Origin of the sequence: Mycobacterium szulgai, assembly GCF_002116635.1 — a bacterium.
In the GTDB taxonomy this organism is placed as follows: domain Bacteria; phylum Actinomycetota; class Actinomycetes; order Mycobacteriales; family Mycobacteriaceae; genus Mycobacterium; species Mycobacterium szulgai.
Map to the genome: position 1 here is coordinate 1 of NZ_LQPW01000106.1, position 26292 is coordinate 26292.

The 26292-nt window shown below is 68.1% G+C and carries 18 protein-coding genes and 2 pseudogenes; 8 read left to right on the plus strand and 12 right to left on the minus strand.

Annotated elements, in window-relative coordinates:
• Window positions 1-3226, plus strand: a pseudogene (locus AWC27_RS31160) (PE family protein); the annotation flags it as partial.
• Window positions 3227-3241: 15 nt separating this feature from the next.
• On the opposite strand, the gene AWC27_RS14925 reads toward AWC27_RS31160, so the two are convergent.
• Both AWC27_RS14925 and AWC27_RS14930 read right to left on the minus strand, forming a co-directional pair.
• Window positions 3242-5179, minus strand: coding sequence for a primosomal protein N' (locus AWC27_RS14925; RefSeq protein ID WP_085671233.1), 1938 nt, complete (start codon window positions 5177-5179; stop codon window positions 3242-3244).
• A 58-nt stretch (window positions 5180-5237) separates the two neighbouring features.
• Window positions 5238-5975: a lysoplasmalogenase gene (locus tag AWC27_RS14930; RefSeq protein ID WP_085671193.1), complete on the minus strand. Its 738-nt coding sequence runs from the start codon at window positions 5973-5975 to the stop codon at window positions 5238-5240.
• On the opposite strand from AWC27_RS14930, the gene AWC27_RS14935 reads away from it, so the two are divergent.
• Together AWC27_RS14935 and AWC27_RS14940 are read left to right on the plus strand one after the other, a co-directional pair.
• Entirely contained in the window at window positions 5974-6939 is a 966-nt protein-coding gene (locus tag AWC27_RS14935) for an alpha/beta hydrolase (protein ID WP_085671194.1), read from the plus strand. The genes AWC27_RS14930 and AWC27_RS14935 overlap by 2 nt on opposite strands.
• A gap of 25 nt (window positions 6940-6964) precedes the next feature.
• The gene (locus AWC27_RS14940; protein ID WP_085671195.1) at window positions 6965-7921 is read left to right on the plus strand and encodes an alpha/beta hydrolase; all 957 of its coding nucleotides are present in this window, start codon (window positions 6965-6967) and stop codon (window positions 7919-7921) included.
• Window positions 7922-7928: 7 nt separating this feature from the next.
• Here the strand turns inward: AWC27_RS14940 and AWC27_RS14945 are convergent.
• Window positions 7929-8950: pseudogene (locus AWC27_RS14945) on the minus strand (helix-turn-helix transcriptional regulator).
• 74 nt (window positions 8951-9024) lie between these two features.
• Here AWC27_RS14945 and AWC27_RS14950 point away from each other — a divergent pair.
• Window positions 9025-10434 (plus strand): cytochrome P450, encoded by a 1410-nt coding sequence (locus tag AWC27_RS14950; protein WP_085671196.1) that lies wholly within the window; start codon window positions 9025-9027, stop codon window positions 10432-10434.
• Entirely contained in the window at window positions 10431-11915 is a 1485-nt protein-coding gene (locus AWC27_RS14955) for a flavin-containing monooxygenase (protein ID WP_085671197.1), read from the plus strand. The genes AWC27_RS14950 and AWC27_RS14955 overlap by 4 nt, the downstream gene beginning before the upstream one ends.
• Here AWC27_RS14955 and AWC27_RS14960 read toward each other — a convergent pair.
• A complete protein-coding gene (locus AWC27_RS14960; protein WP_085671198.1) occupies window positions 11912-13285 on the minus strand; it encodes an alpha/beta fold hydrolase in 1374 nt (457 codons plus the stop codon). The two genes, AWC27_RS14955 and AWC27_RS14960, sit on opposite strands and share 4 nt — an antisense overlap.
• Before the next feature lie 180 nt (window positions 13286-13465).
• On the opposite strand from AWC27_RS14960, the gene AWC27_RS14965 reads away from it, so the two are divergent.
• Entirely contained in the window at window positions 13466-15592 is a 2127-nt protein-coding gene (locus tag AWC27_RS14965; protein WP_085671199.1) for a PPE family protein, read from the plus strand.
• A 16-nt stretch (window positions 15593-15608) separates the two neighbouring features.
• A complete protein-coding gene (locus AWC27_RS14970) occupies window positions 15609-16181 on the plus strand; it encodes a pyridoxamine 5'-phosphate oxidase family protein (protein ID WP_085671200.1) in 573 nt (190 codons plus the stop codon).
• On the opposite strand, the gene metK is transcribed toward AWC27_RS14970, so the two are convergent.
• From metK to mihF, 5 genes are all read right to left on the minus strand, one after another.
• Window positions 16182-17393, minus strand: a complete 1212-nt coding sequence (gene metK / locus AWC27_RS14975) for a methionine adenosyltransferase (protein ID WP_085671201.1) — start codon at window positions 17391-17393, stop codon at window positions 16182-16184. It abuts the gene before it with no gap.
• Between the two features lie 127 nt (window positions 17394-17520).
• Entirely contained in the window at window positions 17521-18774 is a 1254-nt protein-coding gene (coaBC, locus tag AWC27_RS14980) for a bifunctional phosphopantothenoylcysteine decarboxylase/phosphopantothenate--cysteine ligase CoaBC (RefSeq protein WP_085671202.1), read from the minus strand.
• Window positions 18775-18794: 20 nt separating this feature from the next.
• The gene (rpoZ, locus tag AWC27_RS14985) at window positions 18795-19127 is read right to left on the minus strand and encodes a DNA-directed RNA polymerase subunit omega (RefSeq protein ID WP_083114000.1); all 333 of its coding nucleotides are present in this window, start codon (window positions 19125-19127) and stop codon (window positions 18795-18797) included.
• Between the two features lie 46 nt (window positions 19128-19173).
• A complete protein-coding gene (gene gmk, locus AWC27_RS14990) occupies window positions 19174-19803 on the minus strand; it encodes a guanylate kinase (protein WP_139837015.1) in 630 nt (209 codons plus the stop codon).
• Window positions 19804-19819: 16 nt separating this feature from the next.
• A complete protein-coding gene (gene mihF, locus AWC27_RS14995; RefSeq protein WP_003407240.1) occupies window positions 19820-20137 on the minus strand; it encodes an integration host factor, actinobacterial type in 318 nt (105 codons plus the stop codon).
• 436 nt (window positions 20138-20573) lie between these two features.
• On the opposite strand from mihF, the gene AWC27_RS15000 reads away from it, so the two are divergent.
• The gene (locus tag AWC27_RS15000; protein WP_085671203.1) at window positions 20574-20984 is read left to right on the plus strand and encodes a TOBE domain-containing protein; all 411 of its coding nucleotides are present in this window, start codon (window positions 20574-20576) and stop codon (window positions 20982-20984) included.
• Here the strand turns inward: AWC27_RS15000 and pyrF are convergent.
• The 3 genes from pyrF to carA are packed head-to-tail and all read right to left on the minus strand — an operon-like array spanning window position 20972 to window position 26282.
• A complete protein-coding gene (gene pyrF, locus AWC27_RS15005) occupies window positions 20972-21796 on the minus strand; it encodes an orotidine-5'-phosphate decarboxylase (RefSeq protein WP_085671204.1) in 825 nt (274 codons plus the stop codon). The two genes, AWC27_RS15000 and pyrF, sit on opposite strands and share 13 nt — an antisense overlap.
• Window positions 21793-25155: a carbamoyl-phosphate synthase large subunit gene (carB, locus tag AWC27_RS15010; protein WP_085671205.1), complete on the minus strand. Its 3363-nt coding sequence runs from the start codon at window positions 25153-25155 to the stop codon at window positions 21793-21795. The genes pyrF and carB overlap by 4 nt, the downstream gene beginning before the upstream one ends.
• A complete protein-coding gene (carA, locus tag AWC27_RS15015; protein ID WP_085671206.1) occupies window positions 25155-26282 on the minus strand; it encodes a glutamine-hydrolyzing carbamoyl-phosphate synthase small subunit in 1128 nt (375 codons plus the stop codon). The genes carB and carA overlap by 1 nt, the downstream gene beginning before the upstream one ends.
• Between the last annotated feature and the right edge of the window lie 10 nt (window positions 26283-26292).

Genomic DNA, 26292 nt, shown 5'->3' on the forward strand with positions numbered 1-26292 from the left:
GGCCGGCGGTGCAGGCGGAGCCGGTGGTCTCAGCCGCGCGCTGATGTCTGGAATCGGCGGAGCCGGCGGGCTCGGCGGTGACGGCGGGGCCGGCGGCGCCGGGAACCAGGACGGCGGAGACGGCGGGATCGGCGGCCCCGGCGGGGCCGGTGGGGCCGGCGGGTTGAGCCACTCGTTGATATCTGGTGCCGGCGGGGCCGGCGGGCTCGGTGGTAACGGCGGTCTGGGTGGCGCGGGTAGCTACGGCGCTGAAACCGGCGGCGGCAACGGTGGGTCCGGCGGGGCCGGTGGGGCTGGCGGTGCCGGCGGGACCGCCAGTATGAGTGTGGCCGGAACCGGCGTCACTGGCGCCGCGGGCGACGGCGGCAACGGCGGGTCTGGCGGTAACGGCGCCAACGCCGTCGGTGGCACCGAGCAACACGGCTTCAACGGCGGCCACGGCGGGGCCGGCGGCGCCGGCGGCAATGCCGGCGGCGTCACTGCAATCAACGGCAGCGGCGGCGCGGGCGGCAATGGCGGCAACGGGGGCAACGGCGTGGAAGGCACCGCGAGCACCGACGGCGGCGCCGGTGGCAACGGCGGACACGGCGGCGCAGCCGGCAGCGGCGGCGTTGGCGGCGCGGCCGGCAACGGTGGCAATGGCGGGATCGGCGGCAACGGATTCAATGCGCCCAACGGCGGTGCCGGCGGCCACGGCGGGGCCGGCGGCGCCGGCGGCAACGCCGGCGGCGTCACTGCAATCAATGGCAGCGGCGGCGCGGGCGGCAATGGTGGCAACGGGGGCGACGGCAACACTGGCAACGCTGCCGGAAACGGTGGCGACGGCGGGGCCGGCGGCGTGGTCGGGAGCGGCGGCGTCGGCGGCGTCGCGGGCAACGGCGGCACCGGCGGGACCGGCGGCAACGGCAATGCCGGAGGTAATGGCGGAGCGGGCGGCGCGGGCGGCGACGCCGGGGGTGAAACCGCGATCAACGGCAACGGCGGCGCCGGCGGCAACGGCGGCAATGGAGTCGACGGCGTGGACGGCGTCGCGAGCAGCGCCGGCGGCAACGGCGGCGCCGGCGGCAACGGCGGCAACGGCGGCGCCGTGGGTAGCGGTGGCATCGGCGGTGCTGCCGGAAACGGCGGCCACGGCGGCGGCGGTGGCGACGGCGGCACCGGTCTGCTCGGCTCGGTAGGCAGCAACGGCGGCAACGGTGGCGCCGGCGGCAACGCCGGAGGCGCGACCGCCATCAACGGCAACGGTGGGGACGGCGGCCGTGGCGGCAATGGCGGCAACGGCGTGGACGCCACCGTGAGCAGCGCCGCTGGCGGCAACGGCGGCGCCGCAGGCGCCGGCGGACACGGCGGCATGGTCGGCACCGGTGGCATCGGCGGCACCGCCGGCAACGGCGGGGCCGGCGGGACCGGCGGCAACGGCGGAACGGGCGCTGACGGTACGAATCTCACCGCACAGGCAGGCGGCACCGGCGGAACCGGCGGGGCCGGCGGGGCCGGCGGCAACGCCGGAGGCAGCACCGGCACCAACGGCGATGGCGGCACCGGGGGCCGCGGCGGCAATGGCGGCAACGGCGCCACCGGCAACGCGACCAGCAGGGCGGGCGGTGCCGGCGGCGCCGCAGGGACCGGCGGTCACGGCGGCATGGTAGGCACCGGCGGTAACGGCGGCACCGCCGGCAACGGCGGGGCCGGCGGGACCGGCGGCAACGGCGGGACGGGCGCGGGCGGTGCAAATCTCACCGGGCAAGCGGGCGGCACCGGCGGCATCGGTGGAGCCGGCGGCGCCGGTGGCGATGCGGGCGGCGGCAACGCCACCAACGGTGACGGCGGCACTGGCGGTCGCGGCGGTAACGGCGGCGCCGGCGGCACCGGCAAACAAGACCTGCTTTTCGTCACGAAGGCCGGCATTGGCGGCAACGGCGGTGACGCCGGCGCCGGCGGCGCCGGCGGCGCGGTGGGCACGGGCGGCGTCGCTGGTACTGCCGGCACCGGCGGCACCGGCGGCACCGGTGGCACCGGCGGCACCGGCGGCACCGGCAGCAGCGGGTTGTTCAGTGTCGAGGGCGGCGACGGCGGCCAGGGCGGCCACGGCGGTGGAGGCGGCGACGCCGGCGGAAGCACCGGCACCAATGGAACCGGGGGCAACGGCGGCCAAGGCGGCCAAGGCGGTGTCGGCGGCACGTTAGTCGGCGTGGGTGTCGGCGGAGGCAACGGTGGGGCCGGGGGCACCGGCGGCGCGGTCGGCACCGCTGGTGTCGGCGGAGTCGACGGCAATGGCGGCACCGGCGGAGCGGGCGGTACCGGCGGCATGAGTTTGCCCGCCATCTCGAGCGGCAACGGAGGCAACGGCGGGAACGGCGGTAACGCCGGCGGTAGCACCGGAACCAACGGCAACGGCGGCAACGGCGGCAACGGTGGTGCCGGCATAGACGGCGCGGCCGGCACCACTGATGCTATTGCCGGCGGTTCGGGCGGCAACGGCGGCAACGGCGGCAATGGCGGCGCGGTCGGCAAAGGCGGCGTCGGCGGCCACGCCGGCGACGGCGGCAACGGCGGCACCGGCGGCAAGGGCGGAACCGGGTACACCGGCCAGGACCGCGGCGGCAACGGCGGCAACGGCGGCAACGGCGGTAACGGCGGCCTTGCCGGCACAGGCGGCGGCGGTCACGTAGGCGCTGGCGGTAACGCCGGCGACGGAGGCAATGGCGGCAACGGCAAGACCAGCAGTATCAGCCAGGGCGGTTCCGGCGATGGGGGTGATGGCGGCGACGGCGGCCTTGGCGGTCGTGGCGGCAACGCCGGCGACGCGTTCGGCACCAGCGGCAGCGGCGGCCACGGCGGCAACGGCGGCTACGGCGGGGCCGGTGCCGAGGGGCTTGGCCTGGGCGGCTGGGACGGCAGCGGGGGCGACGGCGGAGCGGGCGGTGCCGGTGGGGCGGCCGGCACCGGCCATGGAGGCATCGGCGGCGACGGCGGCAACGGCGGTAGAGGCGGCGGGGCACGCAGCCTTCCCGGCGGCGCCGGCGGCGACGGCGGTGCCGGCGGCGGCGGCGGTGGCGACGGCGGCAATGGCGGTGACGGTGGCCGCAGCTCCACCGACAACGGCGGCGACGGCGGCGACGGCGGCAACGGCGGTAGCGGCGGCGGAATCGGCGGTTTGCCCGGCGCCGGCGGCGGCTCCACTAGCGGCACTCCCGGCAAAGCCGGACAGCCCGGCACCTCCTAGCCGAGCAAGGCGGCGCTACCCAATTTGCAGTGGGTCGATCTGCACGCGCAACGACTGATGTGTCTGGCGCGCGCTGAGCACGCCGACGCCACGCCGCAGGCAGGCCGCCAACTCCAGCCCGTGCTGGCGACCTACTCGGACCAAGATCCGGGTAACCGGCGCGCCAGTCGGCGTGCCCGCGGGGCGCCGAGCGCCGGGCGGCAGATCCACCGGGCCCAAGAGTTCAGCGTCATCGGGCAGATCGGCCGCCTCCAGCAGGGCCGTGACAGCTTCAGCGGGACCGTCGACGGCGGCGATGTGCACACTCGGCGGCAGCCCGACTTCCGTGCGAGCCACCAGTTCGGCTTCGGCGTTGCCTACCGGATCCCATCTGATCAGCGATTGCACCGTGCGCAGGGAGGATTCGGCGACGATGGTCACCACGCCCCCGTCACCGCGCGGTCGCACCAGCGCGGCCGCGGCCATCCACCGGGACAGCGCGTCCTCGGCCGCCCGGAGGTCTTGCCGACCCAGCAGCGCCCAGGTGTCGAGCAGCAGCGCGGCCCCATATCCGCCGGCCGCCCGGGGTTCGGCCCCCGGGGTGGCGACCACGAGCGCCGGTTTGGCGCCGACCTCCGGAACGACCGTGTCGTCGGCCGACGTGATGACCGCGGTGCCCGGAAATGCCCGGCCAAGCTCCTCAGCGGTGCGCCGGGCCCCGACGACGACCGCGCGGATCGCGTCGGACCCACAGCGTGCGCAGCGCACCGTCGGATCCATCCGGCCACACCAGCGGCAGAGCGGGCCCGTGTCCTGGAGTGACAGCGGACCGGTGCAGTGCCGGCATCGGGCGATCGCGCGGCAGCGCCCGCAGGCCAGCGACGGCACGTACCCGCGCCGCGGGACCTGCACCAACACCGGCGCCTGCGCCTCCAGCGCGGAGCGGGCCGCGCGCAGCGCGATTGACGGCAGCCGGGCGGTGCGGGCGGCCGGGTCGCGTTCCTCGGCGTAGCCGCTGTCATCGAGGGCAACCACGCGGGGAGTGCGCGCCCGCACCACCGTCCGTGCCGCGACCACGTCCTGCGCCCACCCGCTGCGAACCAGCGCATGCGCCTCGGTGGTGCGGGCGTAGCCGCCGATCAGCGCGGCACAGCGCGCTTGATGCGCGCGCAGCATCGCCACCTCCCGGGCATGCGGATAAGGTGCCCGCGGCTCGGCCAGGCTGTCGTCGCCGTCGGCCCACACCGAAACCAGTCCCAGGTCGCTGAGCGGTGCAAACACGGCACTGCGCGTACCGATCACCAGCCGCGCGGTACCCCGCAGCACCGCCAGCCAGCGCCGGTATCGCGCGGCCGGCCCCAGACCCGCCGACAAAGCCACCAGGTGGTCGGCGCCCACCCGGCTGGCCGCCGCTTCCCGCAGCAGGTCCAGGTCGCGCTGGTCGGGCACGATCGCCAGTGCGGTGCGTCCAGCGCGCACAGTCTCGGCGGCGGCCTCGGCGAATCGGTCGGCCCACCGCTCACCCGGTAGCGCCTGCCAAACGGCCCGGGCGGCGCGTCCTTCGGCGAGTGCGGACAGGAATTGACCGCCCCGGCCATAGCTCTCCCAGGCTGACGGATCGACGGGTGCGACGACGGGCAGGCCCGGCTGGACCGCCGTTTCCCGCTCCACCCGGGCGTGCCGCGCCGGCACCGCCAGGCGCAGCACGTCGGGCCGCGTGCCCGCGTAACGCGCCGCGACCGCGTCGACCAGTCGCCGGATCTCGGGAGTGAGCACGGGCACCGGCGAAACCACGCGATCGAGCCAGCCCAGTTTGCCGTGATGGTCGGTGTCATTGCGGCGTTCCAGAATGAACCCGTCGACCAGCCGGCCATGAAACCTCACCCGCACCCGCACCCCCGGCTGGGCGTCGTCGGACTGCTCGGCGGACACCAGGTAGTCGAACTCGCGGTCCAGGTGCGGCACCGAAAGCATCGGCAGCACTCGCGCTATCGGTTCGACCTCGATGGGTAGCCGATCCCGAGATGCGTTGCTAGGCAATATCTTTCTCGGTGGACTCGGGAGCGCCGGCGATTCCCTCGCGACCGAAGAAGAATCCGGCGGTGATCAATATCTCCGCCGCGGCGTACAGCCACCAGATCGGTACGGCCAGCACCTCATTGCCGAGGATGAACCGGCTGATCGCGATCATCGAGTCCGACGCCGCGAAACATACCGCGCCCACCGCGGTCCAGATCGTCGGCAACCGCGCCAACAGCGCCGCACTCACCATGGCGCAGATAACGGTGATGTACATCGTCACTGGAATCGTCAGTCTCTGCTCGGTCAGGTGTGGCCACAACCAGACCAGCATTCCCGCACACGCCACGACGATGATCACAACACCGCCCAGGCGCCACCGCGACAACACCGCGTGCGGCACCATCGCCCCCAGGAAACATAAGTGCGCCAACAGAAATGATCCCAGCCCGAACACGAACGACTGGCTCCACCACGGAATCGACAAGAACCAGTCGCCGGCGGCCGAGAACAGCAGCGCCGGCATCAACCAGCGCCGGTCGCGAACCACAGGGTGAGCAACCGCGGCGACGGTCAACAGCACCGCCATCGATGCTTTGAACGGCGGCTGCAAAATCCAGTGCCCGGTGAGTTCGGCGCCCGGCGGAAAACGCAACGCGAGCACGGTTAGGTAGACACCGTAGGCGATTCCCGCCCAACCGGCCGCCACCCAGAACCCGGCAACCAGACGAGATGCGTACGGTACCTCCATGCCCAATTTGGAGAACACCGACGAGGAAAAGCCCGCTGTCGATCCCATCCTGCTGAAGGTACTGGATGCGGTTCCGTTTCGGCTATCACCCGAGAATGGAATCGAGGCGATGCGTCAGCGATTGCGCAACCTGCCGCGCCGCGCGGTACATCCGGAGTTGCGGGTTGAGGATCGGGCCATAACCGGGCCCGCGAGCAGCATCGGTCTCCGGATCTATTGGCCGCCAAGTGATTCCGATCGCGGCACCGATCCCCCGGTGGTGGTGTATTTCCACGGGGGCGGCTTCGTTATGGGCGATCTCGACACGCACGACGGCTCCTGCCGTCAGCACGCTGTGGGCACGGGTGCGGTAGTGGTGTCGGTCGACTACCGCTTGGCACCTGAACACCCCTATCCCGCCGCCATCGAAGATGCCTGGGCCGCAACGAGTTGGGTGGCAGAGCACGGTCGCGCGATCGGAGCCGACAGCAGCCGCATTGCCGTCGCCGGCGATTCGGCGGGCGGCACCATTGCCGCGGTAATGGCACAGAAAGCCCGCGATGAAAACGCGCCGCCGCTTGCCTTTCAGCTGTTGTGGTATCCCTCCCTCATGTGGGATCAATCGCTGCCGTCGTTCACCGAGAACGCCACCGCACCGATCCTGGACACCAAGGCAATCGCCGAGTTCTCGCGTTGGTACGGAGGTGAAGTCGACATGTCCAACCCGCCGGCCGGGCTGGCTCCGGGTCGAGCGGAAAACCTGGAAGGCGTGGCGCCCGCCTACATCGGCGTCGCCGGCCATGACCCGTTGCGCGACGACGGCATTCGCTACGGCGAGTTGCTGGCGGCCGCCGGTGTGCCCGTCCAGGTCGACAACGCCGAGACGCTGGTGCACGCCTATGTCGGCTACGCCGGCGTGGTGCCGGCGGCCACAGCGGCGCTGGAGCGCGGACTGGCCGCATTGCGCGTGGCGCTACACCCCTAGGTCCGACGTTGCTTAAAGTGGGGAAATGAGGGAGACACATGCCCAACCCGGCATCGATCCCGTCTTCAAGGCGTTGCTCGATGCCGTTCCGATGACATTCAACGCCGCCGACGGCGCCGAGGTCGCTCGCGCGGCGCTCGCCGCACTGAAGGTGCCACCCGAATTGCTGCCGAAGCTGCGGACCGAGGACCGGACCGTCGGATATGACGGGCGCAGCGACATTCCGATCCGGATCTACTGGCCGCCCGTCGACGAGGACAACCTGCCCGTCGTCGTCTACTACCACGGCGGCGGATGGGCGCTCGGCAGCCTGGACACCCATGACCCCGTCGCCCGCGCGCACGCCGTCGGCGCCGACGCGATCGTGGTGTCTGTCGACTACCGGCTGGCCCCCGAGCATCCCTACCCGTCGGGAGTCGACGACAGTTGGGCGGCTTTGCGCTGGGTCGGCGAGCACGCCGCCGAGTTGGGCGGCGACCCCACCCGCATAGCCGTTGCGGGCGATTCGGCAGGCGGCAACCTCGCCGCGGTCATGGCCCAGCTGGCTCGGGACAACGCGGCCCCGGAGCTGGCCTATCAGCTGTTGTGGTACCCCTCGTGTATCGGCGATCTGTCGCTGCCGTCGTTCACCGAGCACGCCACGGCATACATCCTGGACCTCGAAGTCATCGACGCGTTTCTAGCGTGGTACCTGCCGGGCCACGACCTCAGTGACCACACGATGCTGCCCGCCACCCTGGCCCCAGGCAACGGCAACCTCGCCGGGCTCCCCCCGGCGTTCGTCGCCACCGCCCAGCACGACCCGCTGCGCGACGACGGCGCCCGCTACGCCGAGCTGCTCAACGCGGCCGGGGTGCAGGTGGAGTTGTGCAACGAGCCGCATATGGTGCACGGCTACGTCAACTTCGCCTTGGTGGTGCCCGCCGCCGCCGAGGCAACCAACCGCGGGCTGGCGGCGCTGCAGAAGGCGCTGCACGCCTAGTCTTTGGCTAGCCTCGGCGCGAATAAGCGCCGGGCGGGGCGCCGTACCAGCGTTTGAAGGCGTGGGAGAACGTTGAGACTTCGGTATATCCGAGGCGGGTGGACACCTCCTCCACGGTGAGCCCGACATTTCGTAGCAAGTCCACGGCCACCGCGGCGCGCGCTTCGTTGAGCAGCGCGCGAAAAGACGTGCCTTCCTCGGCAAGTCGGCGGCGCAACGTGCGCGGGTGCATATCGAGCTCGGCGGCGACGTCGGACAGCGCGGGAAACGGCCGGAATCGCGAAACAGCTTGGTGCGCACCAGCGCGGTGATGCCGCGGCGCTGCTCGTTGCGCTGCATCAGCACGTCGCACTGTGCGATACACATTTCCAAGGTGTGCCGGTCGGCCTGCGGCAACGGCTCGTCGAACATGGCCCGCGGAAAGTGCAACCGGTTGTGTGCTCGGCCGAACGCGATGTCGTGCACCGGCATGAGCCCGAGCAGTGGGCGCAGCAGCTTTTCGTCGATCGCCACCTCCGCGGACACCTGCTCGGCGTATTTCTCGGCCACCGGCAACGCGAAACTCATTGTGGTGGTGATGATTCCGGCGACATCGCGTTCGATGAAAAACCGCTGTACGTCGGCCGGCAGATGGGCGGCGGCAAGATCGACCAGGCAGTCGTCGGCGGTCTCGAACAACGTCATGTCGATGTGCAGCATGGTCAGGGCGAAGTACCGCATCGACATGCTGAACAGTTCGCGCAAGGTGCCACACGACATCACGGCAAACCCGAACAAACCGAAATGGGTGAGCGTGAAGCGACTGCCCACATCGATGCCCACGCCGGCGTCGTCGGGCAGCCGGGCCAGCAGGCTGCGCACTGCGGTGATCTCGTCGAGCGCACTGACCACGGTGTCCGGCTTGTCCAGATAGGCGGGTTCGATTGCGGTGCCTGCCAACACGTCGCGGGTGGACACGCCGCGTTCGTTGGCCACTTCGCATAGAACCCGGGTGGCATACACCGGGTGGGTTACCTCGGTTCTCAACAGAACTGTCCTAAACTCCCAAGTCTGTGTCCCATACTCTCATTACGGGCCACCCACGTCATCCATACAGTGGAGCCATGGCCACCCCGATCGCGCAGCGGCCCCAGAGGGGACCGGCCCGACGCTTGCGGACCTGGACGATGACGCGGGAAGCCATCACCATCGGATTCGATGTGGGCGACGGCTTCCTGGGCAGGGTGCGTGGCAGCGATATCACTCGATTTCGTTGTGCCGGTAGACGCTTCGTCTCGATATGCCACCCCGACTATGTCGACCACGTGCTGCACGAGGCCCGGCTGAAATACGTCAAGTCCGACGAATACGGTCCGATCCGGGCCGCCGCCGGGCTCAACCTGCTGACCGATGAGGGCGATTCGTGGGCCAGTCACCGTGGGGTGCTCAACCCGATCTTCGCCCGCCGTCACCTCAACGAACTCGTCGACCTCATGATCGATCCGATCGTCGACGTCACCGCCGCCCTGCCGGCCGCGGGCGTGGCGTTCGACATGCACGACACGATGGTCGAGGCAACGCTGCGCGTCGTCGCCAACGCCCTGTTCAGCCAGGACTTCGGGCCCTTGGTGCAGAGCATGAACGACCTTGCCACGCGCGGGCTGCGGCGCGCCGAAAAGCTGGAGCGCCTCGGACTGTGGGGCCTGATGCCGCCGCCGATGTATGACGCGCTGATGCGATGCACCTATGCGGGCGTTCGGCTACCGCCACCGTTGCGGGAGATGCAGAAGATCACCCTGGCCCTGGACGACGCGGTCAACGCGGTGATCGATCGGCGGCTGAAGAACCCGACGGACTCCCCTGACCTGCTCAATGTCCTGCTGAGCGCGGACGGCGGATCCTGGCCACACCAGCGGATCCGGGACGAAGCACTGACCTTCATGCTCGCCGGCCACGAAACGACCGCCAACGCCATGTCCTGGTTCTGGTATCTGATGGCCCTGCACCCCGAGGCGCGCGAGCGGATGCTCGCCGAGGTGGACGAAGTGCTGGGCAGCCGCCGCCCTACCGCCGCCGACCTGGGTGATCTGCCGTGGACGACCGCGTGCCTGCAGGAGGCGCAACGTTACTTCTCCTCGGTGTGGGTCATCGCGCGCGAGGCCATCGACGACGATGTCATCGGGGGACCATCGACGGCTCACCACATTCGCCGGGGCAACACGGTCGTCATCCCGATTCACCACATTCACCACGACCCGCGCTGGTGGCCCGACCCTGAGGAATTCGATCCCGGCCGGTTCCTGGACGCCGACGCCGCCAAGAGCCGTCACCGCTGCGCTTATCTGCCCTTCGGCGGCGGCCGGCGAATTTGCATCGGGCAGAGCTTTGCCCTGATGGAGATGGTTCTCATGGCGGCAATCATGAGTCAGCGCTTGACCTTTGACCTGGCGCCAGATCACGTCGTCGAACTCGAGGCGACGCTGACGCTGCGGCCCAAGCACGGAATGCACCTCATTGGAAGCAGGCGGTCATGAACACACCACCGGATTACCCGATAGTGATCGTCGGTGCCGGATTCTCCGGAATCGGCGCCGCGATCAAACTCGACGAGGCCGGATTTCACGACTACCTGCTGATCGAGGCCGGTGACGGCGTGGGCGGCACCTGGCACTGGAACACCTATCCCGGTATCGCAGTGGACATTCCGTCGTTCTCCTACCAGTTCTCGTTCGAGCAGAGCCCGGACTGGTCGCGCACCTATGCACCCGGCCGCGAGCTCAAGGCGTACGCCGAACACTGCGTCGACAAGTACGGCATCCGGAACCGAATCCGGTTCAGCACCAAGGTCCTTGCCGCCGAGTACGACGACGAGCAAGGTCTGTGGCGCGTACAGACCGACCCGGGGGGCGAGATCACCGCCCGGTTCCTGATCAGTGCCAGCGGTGTCCTGACCACTCCGAAGCTGCCCGACATCGACGGGGTGGACACCTTTGACGGCATTACCATGCATACCGCGCGCTGGGACCACACCCAGGACCTGACCGGCAAGCGCATCGCCGTCATCGGCACCGGCGCATCTGCCGTCCAGATCATCCCCGAGATCGCACCAATTGCCGCTCAGCTCACCGTGTTTCAGCGCACCCCCATCTGGTGCTTTCCCAAACTCGACGTGCCGCTGCCCAAGGCGGCCAGGTGGGCGATGCGGATTCCCGGCGGTCAGGCCGTGCAGCGTGCGCTCAGCCAGGCGTTCGTGGAAGCCACCTTTCCCATTGCAGCGCAGTACTTCACGGTGTTCCCGCTGGCGCGGCGGATGGAATCGGCGGGACGGGCGTATCTGCGCAAGCAAGTCCACGATCCGGTGCTGCGCGAGCAACTGACCCCGCGATACGCGGTTGGCTGCAAGCGGCCCGGCTTCCACAACACGTATCTATCGACATACAACCGAGACAACGTGCGGCTGGTCACCGAGCCGATCGACAAGATCACGCCCAACTCGGTGATGACTACCGATGGCACCCATCACGAGATCGACGTGCTGATCCTGGCGACCGGCTTCAAGGTGATGGACACCGATAGCGTCCCGACGTTCGCCGTCATCGGAAGCGGCGGTCGGTCGTTGAGCCGGTTCTGGGACGACCATCGGCTGCAGGCCTACGAAGGCGTCAGCATCCCCGGATACCCGAACTTGTTCACCGTATTCGGCCCATACGGCTACGTCGGCTCGTCATACTTCGCGCTCATCGAGACGCAGACCCACCACATCATCCGGTGCCTGAAGCGGGCCCGGCGCGCCGGCGCGACCCGGATCGAGGTTACCGAGCAGGCCAACGCCCGCTACTTCGCCGAGGTGATGCGGCGACGGCACCGCCAGGTGTTCTGGCAGGACAGCTGCCGGCTGGCCAACAGCTACTACTTCGACAAGAACGGCGACGTCCCGCTGCGGCCCACCACGACGGTCGAAGCCTATTGGCGCAGCAGACGTTTCGATCTCGACGACTACCGGTTCTCGGCTTAGTGCTGCCTGGCCAGCTGGCGGCGTAACCTGGGCAGACTCCAGCGCCGCCAGGTCGTATCGATCGCGGCGGCCAATAGCCGGCCGGGCACCCACGGCGGGGTGTCGAAGACGATGCGATAGTCCAGTCGGATGCGACCGCCCGGTAGGTCGGTCAGTTCGATGTGGCCGAAGTGACTGCGGATTGGGCCGCGAATGGTGCGGTATTCGATCAGTCGGGGCGGGCGGTAACCGACGATCTCCTCCTGTATTGGCCAGAGCCCCAACACTTTTTGAGCCCGTACCGAACGCAGGCCGTCCGGGTGGGCGGGGTCCACGCCATCGCGCACCCGGCGCTGGCGCACCGGCCACAGCGTGGACCACCGGCGGCTGAGGATGCTGAAGACCGCTTCGGCCGATCCCTCGAGTTCGACGGTGGACTGCAGGCGGTGCCGGCCCACGCGCCACGCGCGTTCGGCGGTGTCGCTGTCCTGGGTGGCCGCGCCGGTCCTGGCGACGAGCCAGTCACGCAGGAACGGGAACACATCCGTGACGGCGGCGGGGTGTAGCAGGGGCGACTCGTGCGAATGGTTACGGGAAAATCCGGTGCGGCGAGCCGCCGACTGCACCCGCGCGTCGGTGCCGGCGAACGGTCGCGCGAGCCGGTCGCACCGGGCAGCGGGCGCGATGGCATCGCGCGGGGCGGTGAACACCAGGAGCGGCACGTCGACCGCGCTTAGGACCGTCGACAGCCCGGCCCCGGTTCGTTCGGCGGCGCCCCAGGAGATCGCGTCGGCGAGGGCGGCGACCGGCTCGTCTTCGGGACCCAGCCCGAACCGCCGCGCCGGGAACACGCCACGCCAAAGGCGAGATCCCAGCGTCGCGGCGACGATACGATTGGCAAGCAACGGGATGTCGACGGCCGAGTTGACCAGCACCAGCCCGGCGATCTGCGATCGTTGCATGGTCTCGGCCGCTGCCCGGGCCAGTGCCACCCCGCCGAATGAATGGCCGACCCAGAAGGCCGGGACGGCGGTGTGTGTGGCGATCAGCCGCTGGACGGCGGGCAGATCGACGCACACCACCTCCTCCCACCCCGCACGAGCCCGCGGTGACAGCGCCATGCCGCCAGTTCCGCGCCGCTCGACGATCCATACCGCGAACCCCGCGCCGGCCAACGTGTCGGCCAGCCCGCCCCCACCTGGCCACAAATACAACCTGCGGTTGTCGAACATTCCGGGCAGCAGCACCACTGGCACCCCATGACCGCCGGCGTCGCTGACTCGGGTAACGCGGAACCGTCCGCCATCGGCAACGACTAACGCCGTGGTCAGCACATAACGCCGCGCGTACTGCTCACCGGTCCAGGTGACCGGTGTGGTGAATTCCGTCATCGCCAAAGGTTCGTAGCACACAAATCGGACCGGCTTCAATGAATGTGCACATTTACGAAGGTAATTGGACACATTGTCCCTACTTGCGCGAAACGCGTTGCGGGAGCCCGGTTGTTCGTAGGATCTCCTGTTTGTCGGTGTGGCTAGTAGCACCAGCATCATGGGAAGGCTTGCGCAAAGGTGAATTTCACGGTATTTCCGCCCGAGGTGAATTCGGGGCTGATCTGGGCCGGTCCGGGGTCCGCACCGATGTTGGCGACGGCGACGGCCTGGGACACGCTGTCCAGCGAATTAGCCTCAGCCGCAGGTTCTTTCAGGTCCACCATCTCAGAGCTGGCCGAACAGGCATGGCAAGGCGCCGCGGCGCAGGCGATGACACGTGTCGCCGAGACATACGCGGCGTGGTTGACCGCGGCGACTGGCCAGGCCGAGCTGGCGTCGAGTCGAGCCAAAGCTATTGCCGACGTGTTCGAAACCGCGCGGGCCGCCACCATACATCCGGCGGTGGTGGCGGCCAATCGATCTGAGTTGGTGTCCTTGGTGGTCTCGAATCTGTTCGGTCAAAACGCGCCCGCCATTGCCGCCGCCGAGGCCGGCTACGAGGAGATTTGGGCACAGGATGTGGCCGCGATGAGCGGCTATTACGCGCAGGCATCGGCGGCGGTTGCGTCGTTGAGCCCCTGGCAGGCCGTGTCGGCGGTGTCTGGTCTGTCGGCTGGCGCCAAAGGCATCTACATCTACATCCCCTTCCTGGACGGCACCATCAACCTGACGCTCGGCAACGTCGGCCTCAGCCCGGGCGTCGGCAACATCGGCAACCTCAACCTGGGCAGCGGCAACGTCGGTGACTTCAACCTGGGCACCGGCAACTTCGGCACGCTCAACCTGGGCAGCGGAAACGGCAGCTCGGGCAAGGGGGATTCGGCGGCACAAGTACCGGGCAGCTTCAATCTGGGCAGCGGCAACATCGGCAGCTACAACCTGGGCAGCGGCAACCTCGGCAACTTCAATCTGAGCAGCGGCAACCTCGGCAACTTGAATCTGGGCAGCGGAAACACCGGCAGCACCAACTTCGGCAGCGGCAACGCCGGGAGCAACAACATCGGCTCGGGCAACACCGGCAACCTGAACCAGGGCAGCGGAAACACCGGCGACGCAAATTTCGGTCTCGGCAACACCGGCACGGGCAACGTCGGCAGCGGAAACACCGGCTCGGCGAACTTCGGCGGCGGCAACCTCGGCAACGCCAACATCGGTTATGGAAACCTCGGCAGCAACAACATCGGCTTGGGGAACAAGGGCAGCAACAACATCGGCTTCGGGTTGACCGGCGACCACCAGATCGGCATCAATTTCAGCGCGCTCAACAGCGGCAGCCGAAACCTCGGCCTGTTCAACTCCGGCGATGACAACATCGGTTTCTTCAACTCCGGCGACGGCAATTGGGGCGTCGCGAACTCGGGTCAGGGTGTGGGCCCGTTGAGCCTCGAATTCGGCACCTCAGGCGTTTGGAACACCGGGGTGGGAAGCTCCGGCACCCTCAACACAGGCCTGGGAAACTCCGGCAGCTACAGCAGCGGCCTATTCAACTCGGGCATGACGAACTCGGGCTTTTTCAATTCCGGCGATACCAACACCGGCCTGTTCAACTCGGGCAATACCAACACCGGCCTGTTCAACTCGGGCAACATCAATACCGGCCTATTCGACTCGGGCAGTACGAATTTCGGCAGCTTCAACGGCGGCAGCATCAACTCGGGCGGCTTCAACTCCGGCGACATCAACACCGGCTACGGAAACGCCGGCGGCGTCAACACCGGTTTTCTCAACGGGGGCAATCTCAACACCGGGCCCGGCAGCCCCTACGACCAAAACGTATTGAACTCAGGCTTTTCCAACTCCGGATCAGGTTTCGGCTACGGCGGTGTCAACCAGTCGGGCTTTGCGAATCAGGGTTTCAACAACTCAGGCATCGATTCCGGCGACAACATCGATCAAACGGTTGGGCCGCAAAGTTTCATCGGCACCATCGGCTCTTCAGGATACGAAAACCACGGCAATTTCGGTTCCGGTTTCCTCAACGCCGGCGCCTACAGCTCAGGTTTCCGGAACACCGGCCCCACCTATATCGGGCCGGCCAATATGTCGGGCTTCATCAACAGCTCGGGCCAGTACATTTCGGGAGTGTTCAATGCGGCTACGCTCAACGGCACCACCGAGACCTTCACCTCGGGCCTGATGAATCTGGGCAACCAGGTCTCGGGATTGTTCAACGCGCAAAATCAGGAGTCGGGCGCTTTCCATTAACCGTTACGCTCGGACGATGGCGAAGGTGTTTGCGGGTATCGACGAGTCACTGCGGGAGTTCATCGGAGAACAGGCGGTGTTCTTCGTTGCCACGGCCCCGTCCGAGGGTGGCCGAATCAACCTCTCCCCCAAGGGATACGGCGACACCTTCGCGGTGCTCGACGACCACACCGTGGCCTATCTCGACCTGTTCGGCAGCGGGGTCGAAACGATCGCACATCTACGCGACAACGGCCGCATCACGATCATGTTCTGCTCATTCACCCGCAACTCACGCATTCTGCGGCTGTTCGGCACCGGCCGCACCGTCCGCCCGGACGACGCCGAATTCGACCGCGTCCGAACATATTTCCCGCAGTTACGGCCGGGCGTCCGGGCCGCCATTGTCGTCGACGTTGAACGGATCGCCGACGCCTGCGGATTCGCGGTGCCCTACTACGAGCTAGTCGACGACCGTCCCGTGCTGGACGCCTATCACGCCAAGCAGCCCGACGAAGCCTTCACCCGGCTGACCAAACGCAACCAGCACAGCATCGACGGACTGCCCGGACTGGAACCCGACCATCCGCTGCCGCCCGGCCCAGCGTGACTAGATGGCGCGCTTGAGGTCGTCGACCTTGTCGAGACGCTCCCACGGTAGATCGACATCGGTGCGGCCGAAATGGCCGTAAGCCGCGGTCTGCGCGTAGATCGGCTGCAGCAGGTTCAGGTCGCGAATGATCGCGCCGGGCCGCAGGTCGAACACCTCGCCGATGGCCTTCTCGATCTTCACCGGGTCGACGGCCTCGGAGCCGAAGGTCTCCACGAACAGGCCGACCGGGGCGGCTTTACCGATGGCGTAGGCCACCTGCACCTCGACCCGCTGTGCCAGCCCCGCCGCGACGACGTTCTTGGCCACCCAGCGCATCGCGTACGCCGCTGAGCGGTCCACCTTGGAGGGATCCTTGCCGGAGAAGGCACCGCCGCCGTGACGGGCCCAGCCGCCGTAGGTGTCGACGATGATCTTGCGGCCGGTCAGCCCGGCGTCGCCCATCGGCCCGCCGAGGACGAACTTGCCGGTCGGGTTCACCAGGACCCGCGTTGCCGATGAGTCCAGGGTGTCGTGGGCCAGCTCCTCGAGCACGCTCTGCAGCACATGCTTGCGGATGTCAGGGTCGAGCGTCTTCTCCAGGTCGATGCCGTCGGCGTGCTGGGTGGACACCACCACGGTGTCCAGCCGCACCGGGACGTTGTCCTCGTAGGCGATGGTGACCTGTGTCTTGCCGTCGGGCCGCAGGTAGGGCAGCACGCCGTTCTTACGGACCTCGGTCAGCCGCCGCGACAGCCGGTGCGCCAGCGCGATAGGCAGCGGCATCAGCTCCGGGGTGTCGTTGATCGCATAGCCGAACATCAGGCCCTGGTCACCGGCGCCTTGGGAGTCCAGCGGGTCGGCCGCGCCCTCGACGCGTGCCTCGTGGGCGGTGTCGACGCCCTGGGCGATGTCAGGCGACTGCGCGCCGATGCCGATGTTGACCCCGCAGGACGCGCCGTCGAACCCCTTGTCCGAGGAGTCGTAGCCGATGTCGAGGATGCGGGCGCGAACCGTGTTGGTGATATCGGCGAACGCCGTTTTGGCCGTCGTAGTCACCTCGCCCACCACGTGCACCTGTCCGGTGGTGACCAGCGTCTCGACCGCGACACGTGAGCGGGGATCCTCCGCCAGGAGCGCGTCGAGGACCGAGTCGCTGATCGCGTCACAGATCTTGTCGGGATGTCCCTCTGTCACCGACTCACTGGTAAACAGCCGACCCTTTTCGCTCACAACATCTTCCTTCCGATAATTAGTTAGCCGAATTATATCCTCGGGCAACAATTTCCTCGCGTCCAGTCGAGCAAGGGATCGTCCAGCACCTATCCAGGAGCCGCACAGACCGGGGCTCGCCGATCCGCTACCCGCCCCCACCCTCCAAGAACGTGACGATTGCGTCCACAATACGGCTCGCCATCAGCGTTTTCGAACCGTGTTGCAGCGCCGATTCGGTTCCGTCGGACGCCAGCAGCCAGCCGTCGTTGCTGTCCACCTCGAACGCCCGGCCGTCGCCGACGGCGTTGACGACGAGCAGGTCGCAGCCCTTGCGTTGCAGCTTTGCCCGGGCGTGAAACAGCACGTCACCGTTGGCGTCGCCGGTCTCGGCCGCAAAACCGACGATGGCCGCCATGTTCGGCAGCTGGCCGTGGGCCCGGGCCTGGACCGCGTCGGCCAGCACGTCCTCGTTGCGCACCAGCTCGATGGTGGGTGGTCCCTGCTCGCCTTTTTTAATCTTGGCGGTGGCAACCTGCGTGGGCCGGAAGTCGGCGACCGCCGCGGCCATCACCAAGACATTCGCATCGGGGGCGTGTTTGGAAACCGCATCAGCAAGCTGCTGGGCGGAGCTGACGTGCACCACATTGACGCCGGCCGGGTCGATGAGGCCCGCGGTGTGCCCGGCGATCAGCGTGACCTCAGCGCCGCGCTGGGCAGCAACTCGCGCTACCGCGTAGCCCTGCTTGCCCGAACTGCGGTTGCCGATGAAGCGCACCGGGTCGATCGCCTCGCGCGTGCCACCCGCCGTCACCAGCACCTTGCGGCCGGCCAAGTCGTAGGGCAGCGCGTCTTGGCGTTCCAGCAGCAAGTGGGCCAACGTCGTGATCTCCTCGGCCTCCGGCAGCCGGCCGGCTCCGCTGTCGGTACCGGTGAGCCGCCCGGACGCGGGCTCGAGGACCACCGCACCGCGGCGGCGCAAGGTGGCGACGTTGTCGACGGTGGCCGGATGCAGCCACATCTCGGTGTGCATGGCCGGGGCGAACATGATCGGACACCGCGCCGTGAGCAGCGTGCCGGTCAGCAGGTCGTCGGCGCGACCGGCCACGGCGCGGGCAAGTAGGTCCGCGGTGGCCGGAGCCACCACTACCAGGTCGGCCTGCTGGCCGAGGCGAACGTGTGGCACTTCGGGGACGTCTTCGAAAACGCCGGTGCGCACCGGCTCACCCGAAAGGGCCTCGAAGGTGGCGGCGCCGACGAAACGCAGCGCGGATTCGGTGGGGATTACCCGGACGCGATGGCCTGCCTCGGCAAGCTGACGGACGACCGTGCAGGCCTTGTAGGCCGCGATCCCTCCGGAGACGCCGACGATAACCCTTTTGGGGATCCGGTTGCTGTCCACAGCGCGCCCGGCCCTGCCTGTTACTCGCCCTCGGTGTGTTCGAGCAGGTCGGCGTGGATCTCGCGCATCGCGATGGACAGCGGCTTCTCCTGCAAGCCGGGCTCCACCAGGGGGCCGACGTACTCGAGGATGCCTTCGCCGAGTTGGTTGTAATAGTCGTTGATCTGCCGGGCCCGCTTGGCGGCGTAGATGACCAGGGCGTACTTGCTCGAGACACGGTCCAGCAATTCGTCGATGGGCGGGTTGGTGATGCCCAGCGGGGTGTCGTAGGCGCCCGCGCCCCCTGACGACGGATCGAATTGATCGACGGCAGAAACGGCGGCCAACGACGCGTCGGACTGCGGAATAGTCACTTCAGAATTTCTCCTGGCTGCGCACAGCGGCTTAGAAGGTTTGGAGTTACGCCGGGTTCGGCGAGGTTTTCACCAGCAAGGATACCAATTCGGCGCACGCAGACTCTAATCGACTGTTCACCACGACCTCGTCGAAGTCGCCCTGGGCGGCCATTTCCACGCGTGCGGTGTCCAATCGGCGTCGAATCACCTCCGGCGTTTCGGTGCCGCGGCCCACCAGCCTGGCCTCCAGGTCCTCCCAGCTGGGCGGCGCCAGGAACACCGTGACGACCTCCGGCATGGCCCTTTTGACGGCCCTGGCGCCGGCCAGATCGACCTCGATGAGCACCGGAACCCCGGCTGCGGTGGCCTTGCGCACTGGCTCGGCCAGCGTGCCCGACCGGTGCAGACCACCATGGATCTCGGCCCATTCCAGCAGCTCACCCTGGTCGATCAGCTGCTGGAACCGGGCCGGACTGACGAAGTGGTAATCGACGCCGTCGACCTCACCGGGCCGCGGCGCTCGCGTCGTTGCTGAAACACTGAAATGCAGGTTCGGGATCCGCTCTCGCAGACACCGGACCACTGTTGACTTGCCGACCGCGGAGGGACCGGACAACACGACCACACGTCCCGTGCCCGGTCCCCCGTCGGCGAGGGCTGGATTGCCGGCCTCCTCAGGCCTGGCGGCCTGCATTGTCGGCCGGTGGGGATCAGGCGGAGCCGAACTTTTCCAGCAGGGCCTTGCGCTGCCGGTCACCGAGGCCACGCAGGCGACGGGTCGGTGCGATCTCCAGCTCGGTCATGATTTCCTGCGCCTTGACCTTGCCCACCTTCGGCAATGCCTCGAGCAGCGCAGACACCTTCATCTTGCCCAGAACTTCGTCGCTCTCGGCGTCCTTGAGCACCTGGGTGAGGTTGGTGCCGCCACGCTTGAGCCTGTCCTTGAGTTCTGCTCGTGCTCGACGTGCGGCAGCAGCCTTCTCCAACGCGGCCGCGCGCTGCTCGTCGGTCAACTGGGGAAGGGCCACGATTCCTCCGTATCTCATCGATAACCATCGATATTTGTTTGTCTTCGGCCGGGTACTCCAGCCAGCGCAGACGACCGTACTCACGCTTCCTGACGAAATCTAACCCGACCCCCCGGTTTGGGGGACATTTGTCCAGCATGGACCCGCCGTGGGCGCCGCTAGAGCCACCTGTTCGCGGCCGCCTCGGCGCCCCTGACACCGGCCCGACGGGCCGTCCGATCGAAGCCGTGATGACCAGCTTTCGGCCGCAGATATGGCTATCTAGCTGCGGTTTTTCGGTTAGGCGCACGATTGGCGGGCTGCGGTGATGCAAGGGCTTGCCCCGCTTCAGGCAGACATCGGCAGCTCGCAGCGCACCGGAGAATGATTTTCCTAGCAGGTCGCGCGTGTCGCGCCCGGCTTCGTGCGTGCCGGTTACGCAGCTAGGATCCAGCCCGTGCCGAATCTGCGGATCCGTCAGGCGGCTGAGCTGCTGGGAGTCAGCGACGACACCGTCCGCCGATGGATCCAGCAAGGCGCTTTGCCGGTCAGCAACGACTCTTCGGGCCGCAAGGTCATCGACAGCGAAGTGCTGGCCGAGTTCTCGCGCAACAACGCCCCGGCTCCGCCGCCGGATCCGCTGGGGGTGGCCCGTTCGGCCCGCAACCGCTTCGTCGGGTTGGTCACCCGGGTGATCAGCGACAAGGTGATGACTCAGGTGGAGATGCAGTGCGGCCCCTTCACCGTGGTGTCGCTGATGAGCACCGACGCGGCCGAGGAGTTGAAACTGCAGCCCGGCAGCGTCGCCGTGGCCGTCGTCAAGGCCACCACCGTGATCGTCGAAACCGCCGGCGACTACGCCGACTGAAGGTAGGCGACGGCGTCGCGCATCCGTTCGCCCGCCACCCGCAGTTGCGTCACGTTGGGGCCGGCCCGCAGCACTTCGCGCGACACCGCGGGCAACAACAGGCCCGGTGGCGCGCCGCCCAGGCCGGCCAGCTGGTCCGGCCGCCCGCCCTGCACGCCCAGCCCAGGCACCAGAACCGGTCCGCCCAAGGCGCTCAGATCCGGCGCCTTGAAAACCGTCGCACCCACCACCACCCCGACCGATCCGGGCTCTTGCGGTGCCGACCCGTTGATTGCCGCGACGTGGTCGACGATCAGCTGGGCCACGGTGCGGCCGTCGGCGTCGGCGCCCTGCACGGTCTTTCCCTCCGGGTTGGAGGTCGCTGCCAGCACGAATACCCCCCGGTCGCGTGCCGCGGCCACTTCCAGCAGCGGCCGCAGCGAACCGAACCCCAGATAGGGCGAAGCGGTCACGGCGTCGGCAGCCAGCGGCGAGTCGCCGGCCCAGGCGTTGGCATAGGCGGCCATCGTCGACCCGATGTCGCCACGCTTGGCGTCGGCCAGCACCAACACCCTGTTGTCACGCAGGGCCGCAATAGTGCGCTCCAGCACCACGAATCCGGCCGCGCCATACGCCTCGAAAAACGCGACCTGTGGTTTGACCACCGCGAAGCCGGCGTACGCCTCGACGCAGATGTCGCAGAAAGCGGTCAGCCCGTCGGCGGTGGCCGGCAGGTCCCAGGCCCGCAGCAGTTCGGGATGTGGATCGATGCCCAGACACAGCGGCCCCCGGCTTGCCTTCGCCTCGGCCAGCCGCACGCCGAACGTGGTCACTGCCCGGCACTCCCCGGCCCGGTCGCGCCGATCGCGCGGTGCAGTTCCTGTAGCGAGCGCACCCCGATATCGCCGCGAATTCCAGCTTCGATGCCCTGCACGGCAGCCGAAGCGCCCTGCACCGTCGTGACGCAGGGAATGTTGACCAATACCGCGGCCGAACGGATCTCGTAGCCGTCGATGCGCGGCCCGGAATTGCCGTAGGGGGTGTTGATCACCATGTCGACCTCGCCGGCCCGGATCGCGTCGACCGCGGACATCGCCGGACGGCCGTGCTGTGGGGACTCGAAATGCTTGCGCACCTCATCGCACGGAATTCCGTTGCGGCGCAACATTTCTGCGGTCCCTTCGGTGGCGAGCACCCGGAAGCCCAGATCTGCCAGCCGCTTAACCGGGAACACCAGCGACCGCTTGTCCCGGTTGGCCACCGACACGAACACGGTCCCGCGCGCCGGCAGCGACCCATACGCGGCGGTCTGGCTCTTGGCGAAGGCACTGCCGAAATCCCGGTCGATGCCCATGACTTCGCCGGTCGATTTCATCTCCGGACCGAGCAGCGAGTCGATGGCCGCCCCGTCGGCGCGGCGGAACCGGTGGAAGGGCAACACCGCTTCCTTGACCGCGATCGGGGCCTGCGGCGCGGCGTCCGCACCATCTCCGGAAGCCGCCAGCATCCCTTCGGCACGAAGCTGAGAAATAGTGGCGCCCAACATGATCCGTGAACATGCCTTAGCCAGCGGGATCGCCGTGGCTTTGGAGACGAAGGGCACCGTGCGGCTGGCGCGAGGGTTGGCCTCCAAGACGTAGAGCACGTCGTCCTTGAGTGCGTACTGCACATTGAGCAGACCCACCACGCCGATTCCGTGTGCGATCGCCTCGGTGGCCTTGCGCACCTTCTCGATGTCGCTGCGGCCCAAGGTAACCGGCGGCAGCGCGCAGGCCGAGTCACCGGAATGGATGCCGGCCTCCTCGATATGCTCCATGATCCCGCCGAGGTAGACCTCGGCGCCGTCGCACAGCGCGTCCACATCGATTTCGACCGCGTCTTCAAGGAAGCGGTCGACGAGTACCGGGTGCTCGGGCGAGAGCAGGGCGGCGCGGGTGATGTAGCCCTTCAGCGTCTCCTCGTCGTAGACGATTTCCATGCCCCGGCCGCCCAAGACGTAGGAGGGCCGCACCAGAACCGGATAGCCGATCTCGTCGGCGATTCGGCGCGCTTGCGCGAAAGTCGTTGCGGTGCCGTACTTGGGGGCCGGCAGTCCGGCGTTGTTCAGCAGGTCGCCGAAGGCGCCGCGGTCTTCGGCCAGGTCGATCGCTTCGGGCGGGGTGCCGACGATCGGAACCCCGGCGTCGGCCAGGCGTTGCGCCAGCCCGAGCGGCGTCTGGCCGCCCAGCTGCACGATGACCCCGACGACACCGGGGCCACCGGCCGCGGACTCCGCTTCGGCCCGGTAGACCTCGAGGACGTCTTCGAACGTCAGCGGCTCGAAGTAGAGCCGGTCGGCGGTGTCGTAGTCGGTGGACACCGTCTCCGGATTGCAGTTGACCATGACGGTCTCAAAACCGGCTTCCGACAACGTGGTTGCGGCATGCACACAGCTGTAGTCGAATTCGATGCCCTGACCGATCCGGTTGGGTCCGGAGCCCAGGATCAGCACCTTGGGCTTCTCGGTCTGCGGCGCTACCTCGGTCTCGGCGGCCGGGTCGAGTTCGTAGCTGCTGTAGTGATACGGCGTCTTGGCTTCGAATTCGGCCGCGCAGGTGTCCACCGTCTTGTACACCGGGTGGATGCCAAGGCGCTCGCGCAGCGAGCGCACCCCGGCTTCGCCGGCCAGTTCCGGTCGCAGCGCGGCGATCTGGCGGTCGGACAGGCCACTGTTCTTGGCCTGCCGCAGCAGGTCGGCGTCCAGCACGGGCGCGTCGACGAGATCGGAGCGCAGTTCGATCAGCTCGTTGATCTGCGCGACGAACCAGGGGTCGACACCACTGGCCTCGGCGACCTGTTCCACCGGGGCGCCCTGCCGCAGCGCCAGCTCGATGTCGTAGAGCCGGCCTTCGGTGGGGGTGCGCAGCCGGGCGAGGGTAGCCTCGACGCCGCCGTCCGGATCGGCGGCAGTCCAGAACCCGGCGCGGGTGGTCTCCAGCGATCGCATCACTTTGCCGAGCGATTCGATGAAGTTGCGGCCCAGCGACATTGCCTCGCCGACGGACTTCATCGTGGTGGTCAGGGTCGGATCGGCGCCGGGGAATTTCTCGAACGCGAACCGTGGCGCCTTGACCACGACATAGTCCAGAGTGGGCTCGAAGCAGGCCGGCGTCTCCTTGGTGATGTCGTTGAGGATCTCGTCCAGGGTGTACCCGACAGCGAGCTTGGCGGCGATCTTGGCGATCGGGAAGCCGGTGGCCTTGGACGCCAGCGCGCTGGACCGCGACACCCGCGGGTTCATCTCGATGACGATCAGCCGGCCGTCTTTCGGGTTGACCGCGAACTGGATGTTGCAGCCGCCGGTGTCCACCCCGACTTCGCGCAGGATCGCGATGCCCAGGTCCCGCATCCGCTGGTATTCCCGGTCGGTCAGCGTCATGGCCGGTGCCACGGTGACCGAGTCGCCGGTGTGCACGCCCATCGGGTCGACGTTCTCGATCGAGCAGACCACCACCACGTTGTCGTTGCCGTCGCGCATCAGCTCGAGCTCGAATTCCTTCCAGCCGTAGATCGATTCCTCGATCAGCACATTGGCGCTGGGGCTCGCCGCCAGCCCGGCGCCGGCTATCCGGTCCACCTCTTCGGCGGAGTGCGCCATGCCCGAGCCGAGGCCGCCCATAGTGAAGCTCGGTCGCACCACCACCGGCAGGCCCAGCTCTTTGACCGTCTCGCGGACCTCGTCCATGGTGAAACACACTCGGCTGCGCGCGGATTCACCGCCGACCTTGGCGACGATGTCCTTGAACCGTTGCCGGTCCTCACCGCGCTGGATGGCCTCGAAATCGGCGCCGATGAGCTCCACGCCGTATTTCTCCAGCGTACCGTTCTCGTACAGTGCGACGGCGGTGTTGAGTGCGGTCTGACCGCCCAGGGTAGCCAGCAGGGCGTCGATCTTGTTGCCGCGCTCGGCCTGCTGGGCGATCACCCGCTCGACGAAGGCCGGCGTGATGGGCTCGACGTAGGTGTGGTCGGCGTACTCCGGGTCGGTCATGATCGTCGCCGGGTTGGAGTTGACCAGGCTGACCTGGAGCCCCTCGGCGCGTAGCACCCGGCACGCCTGGGTGCCGGAGTAGTCGAACTCGCAGGCCTGGCCGATGACGATCGGCCCGGAGCCAATCACCAGCACGTGGTTGAGGTCAGTCCGCCGGGGCACTAGCGGCTTCCTTCCATCAGGTCGACAAACTGGTCGAACAGGTAATTGGCATCGTGCGGGCCCGCGGCGGCCTCCGGATGGTATTGCACCGAAAACGCCCGCCCGTCTCTGAGTTTGACGCCTTCGACCACCCCGTCGTTGGCGCAGGTGTGGCTGACCACGGCCGGGCCGAACGGTGTGTCGAAGGACTGTCCCGCCTCCCCCTCCAGCGCGAAGCCGTGGTTCTGCGCGGTCACCGCGACACGGCCGGTGGCGTGGTCGATGACGGGGATGTTGATCCCGCGGTGACCGAACACCATCTTGTACGTCGACAAGCCCAGTGCCCGGCCCAGTATCTGATTGCCGAAACAGACGCCGAACAACGGGATTCCGGCGCCCAGCACCTCTCGGGTGAGCGCCACGACGTGGTCGGCGGTAGCCGGGTCCCCCGGGCCATTGGACAGGAAAACCCCATCGGGCTTGAGGTCGGCGATCTGGTCGAAGGTGGCCGACGCCGGCAGGACGTGGGTGCGGATGCCGCGCTGGGCGAAGTTGCGCGGGGTGTTGGTCTTGATGCCGAGGTCCAGAGCGGCGACGACAAACCTCGAAACACCGGGTTGCCCTTCGGGTTCGACGACGTAGACGTCGTCGGTGCTGACCTCGCCGGCGAGGTCAGCACCCAGCATCGGTTGCTGGGCGCATACCCGCTCGACGAGTTCGCCCGGCTCTGCCAGCGCCGCCCCGGAGAACACCCCGGCCTTCATCGAGCCGCGACTGCGCAGATGGCGTACTACGGCCCGGGTGTCGATGCCGGCGATCCCGACGATGTGCTGTCGCACGAGCTCGTCCTCCAGCGTGCCGGTGGCCCGCCAGTTGGAGGCGCGCGGCGACGGGTCGCGCACCGCATAGCCGGCGACCCAGATCTTGTCGCTGCGGCTCTCGGCGTCCTCGTCGTTCCAGCCGGTGTTGCCGATCTGCGGCGCCGTGGCCACCACGATCTGGCGGTGATAGCTGGGGTCGGTCAGTGTCTCCTGGTAGCCGGACATGCCGGTGGAGAACACGGCTTCCCCGAGCGTCTGGCCGATGTGGCCGAACGGCTTTCCGGTGAAGACGCGGCCGTCCTCGAGTACCAGCAGGGCTTTGGACATGGCGCCACTC

Coding starts and splice junctions, on each gene's coding strand:
- AWC27_RS14930 (WP_085671193.1), bottom strand. CDS start 5,975: ATGGAGGTACCGTACGCATCTCGTCTGGTTGCCGGGTTCTGGGTGGCG.
- carA (WP_085671206.1), bottom strand. CDS start 26,282: ATGTCCAAAGCCCTGCTGGTACTCGAGGACGGCCGCGTCTTCACCGGA.
- AWC27_RS14955 (WP_085671197.1), top strand. CDS start 10,431: ATGAACACACCACCGGATTACCCGATAGTGATCGTCGGTGCCGGATTC.
- AWC27_RS14925 (WP_085671233.1), bottom strand. CDS start 5,179: ATGCTTTCGGTGCCGCACCTGGACCGCGAGTTCGACTACCTGGTGTCC.
- AWC27_RS14940 (WP_085671195.1), top strand. CDS start 6,965: ATGAGGGAGACACATGCCCAACCCGGCATCGATCCCGTCTTCAAGGCG.
- AWC27_RS14950 (WP_085671196.1), top strand. CDS start 9,025: ATGGCCACCCCGATCGCGCAGCGGCCCCAGAGGGGACCGGCCCGACGC.
- gmk (WP_139837015.1), bottom strand. CDS start 19,803: ATGCAGGCCGCCAGGCCTGAGGAGGCCGGCAATCCAGCCCTCGCCGAC.
- AWC27_RS14935 (WP_085671194.1), top strand. CDS start 5,974: ATGCCCAATTTGGAGAACACCGACGAGGAAAAGCCCGCTGTCGATCCC.
- AWC27_RS14970 (WP_085671200.1), top strand. CDS start 15,609: ATGGCGAAGGTGTTTGCGGGTATCGACGAGTCACTGCGGGAGTTCATC.
- AWC27_RS14960 (WP_085671198.1), bottom strand. CDS start 13,285: ATGACGGAATTCACCACACCGGTCACCTGGACCGGTGAGCAGTACGCG.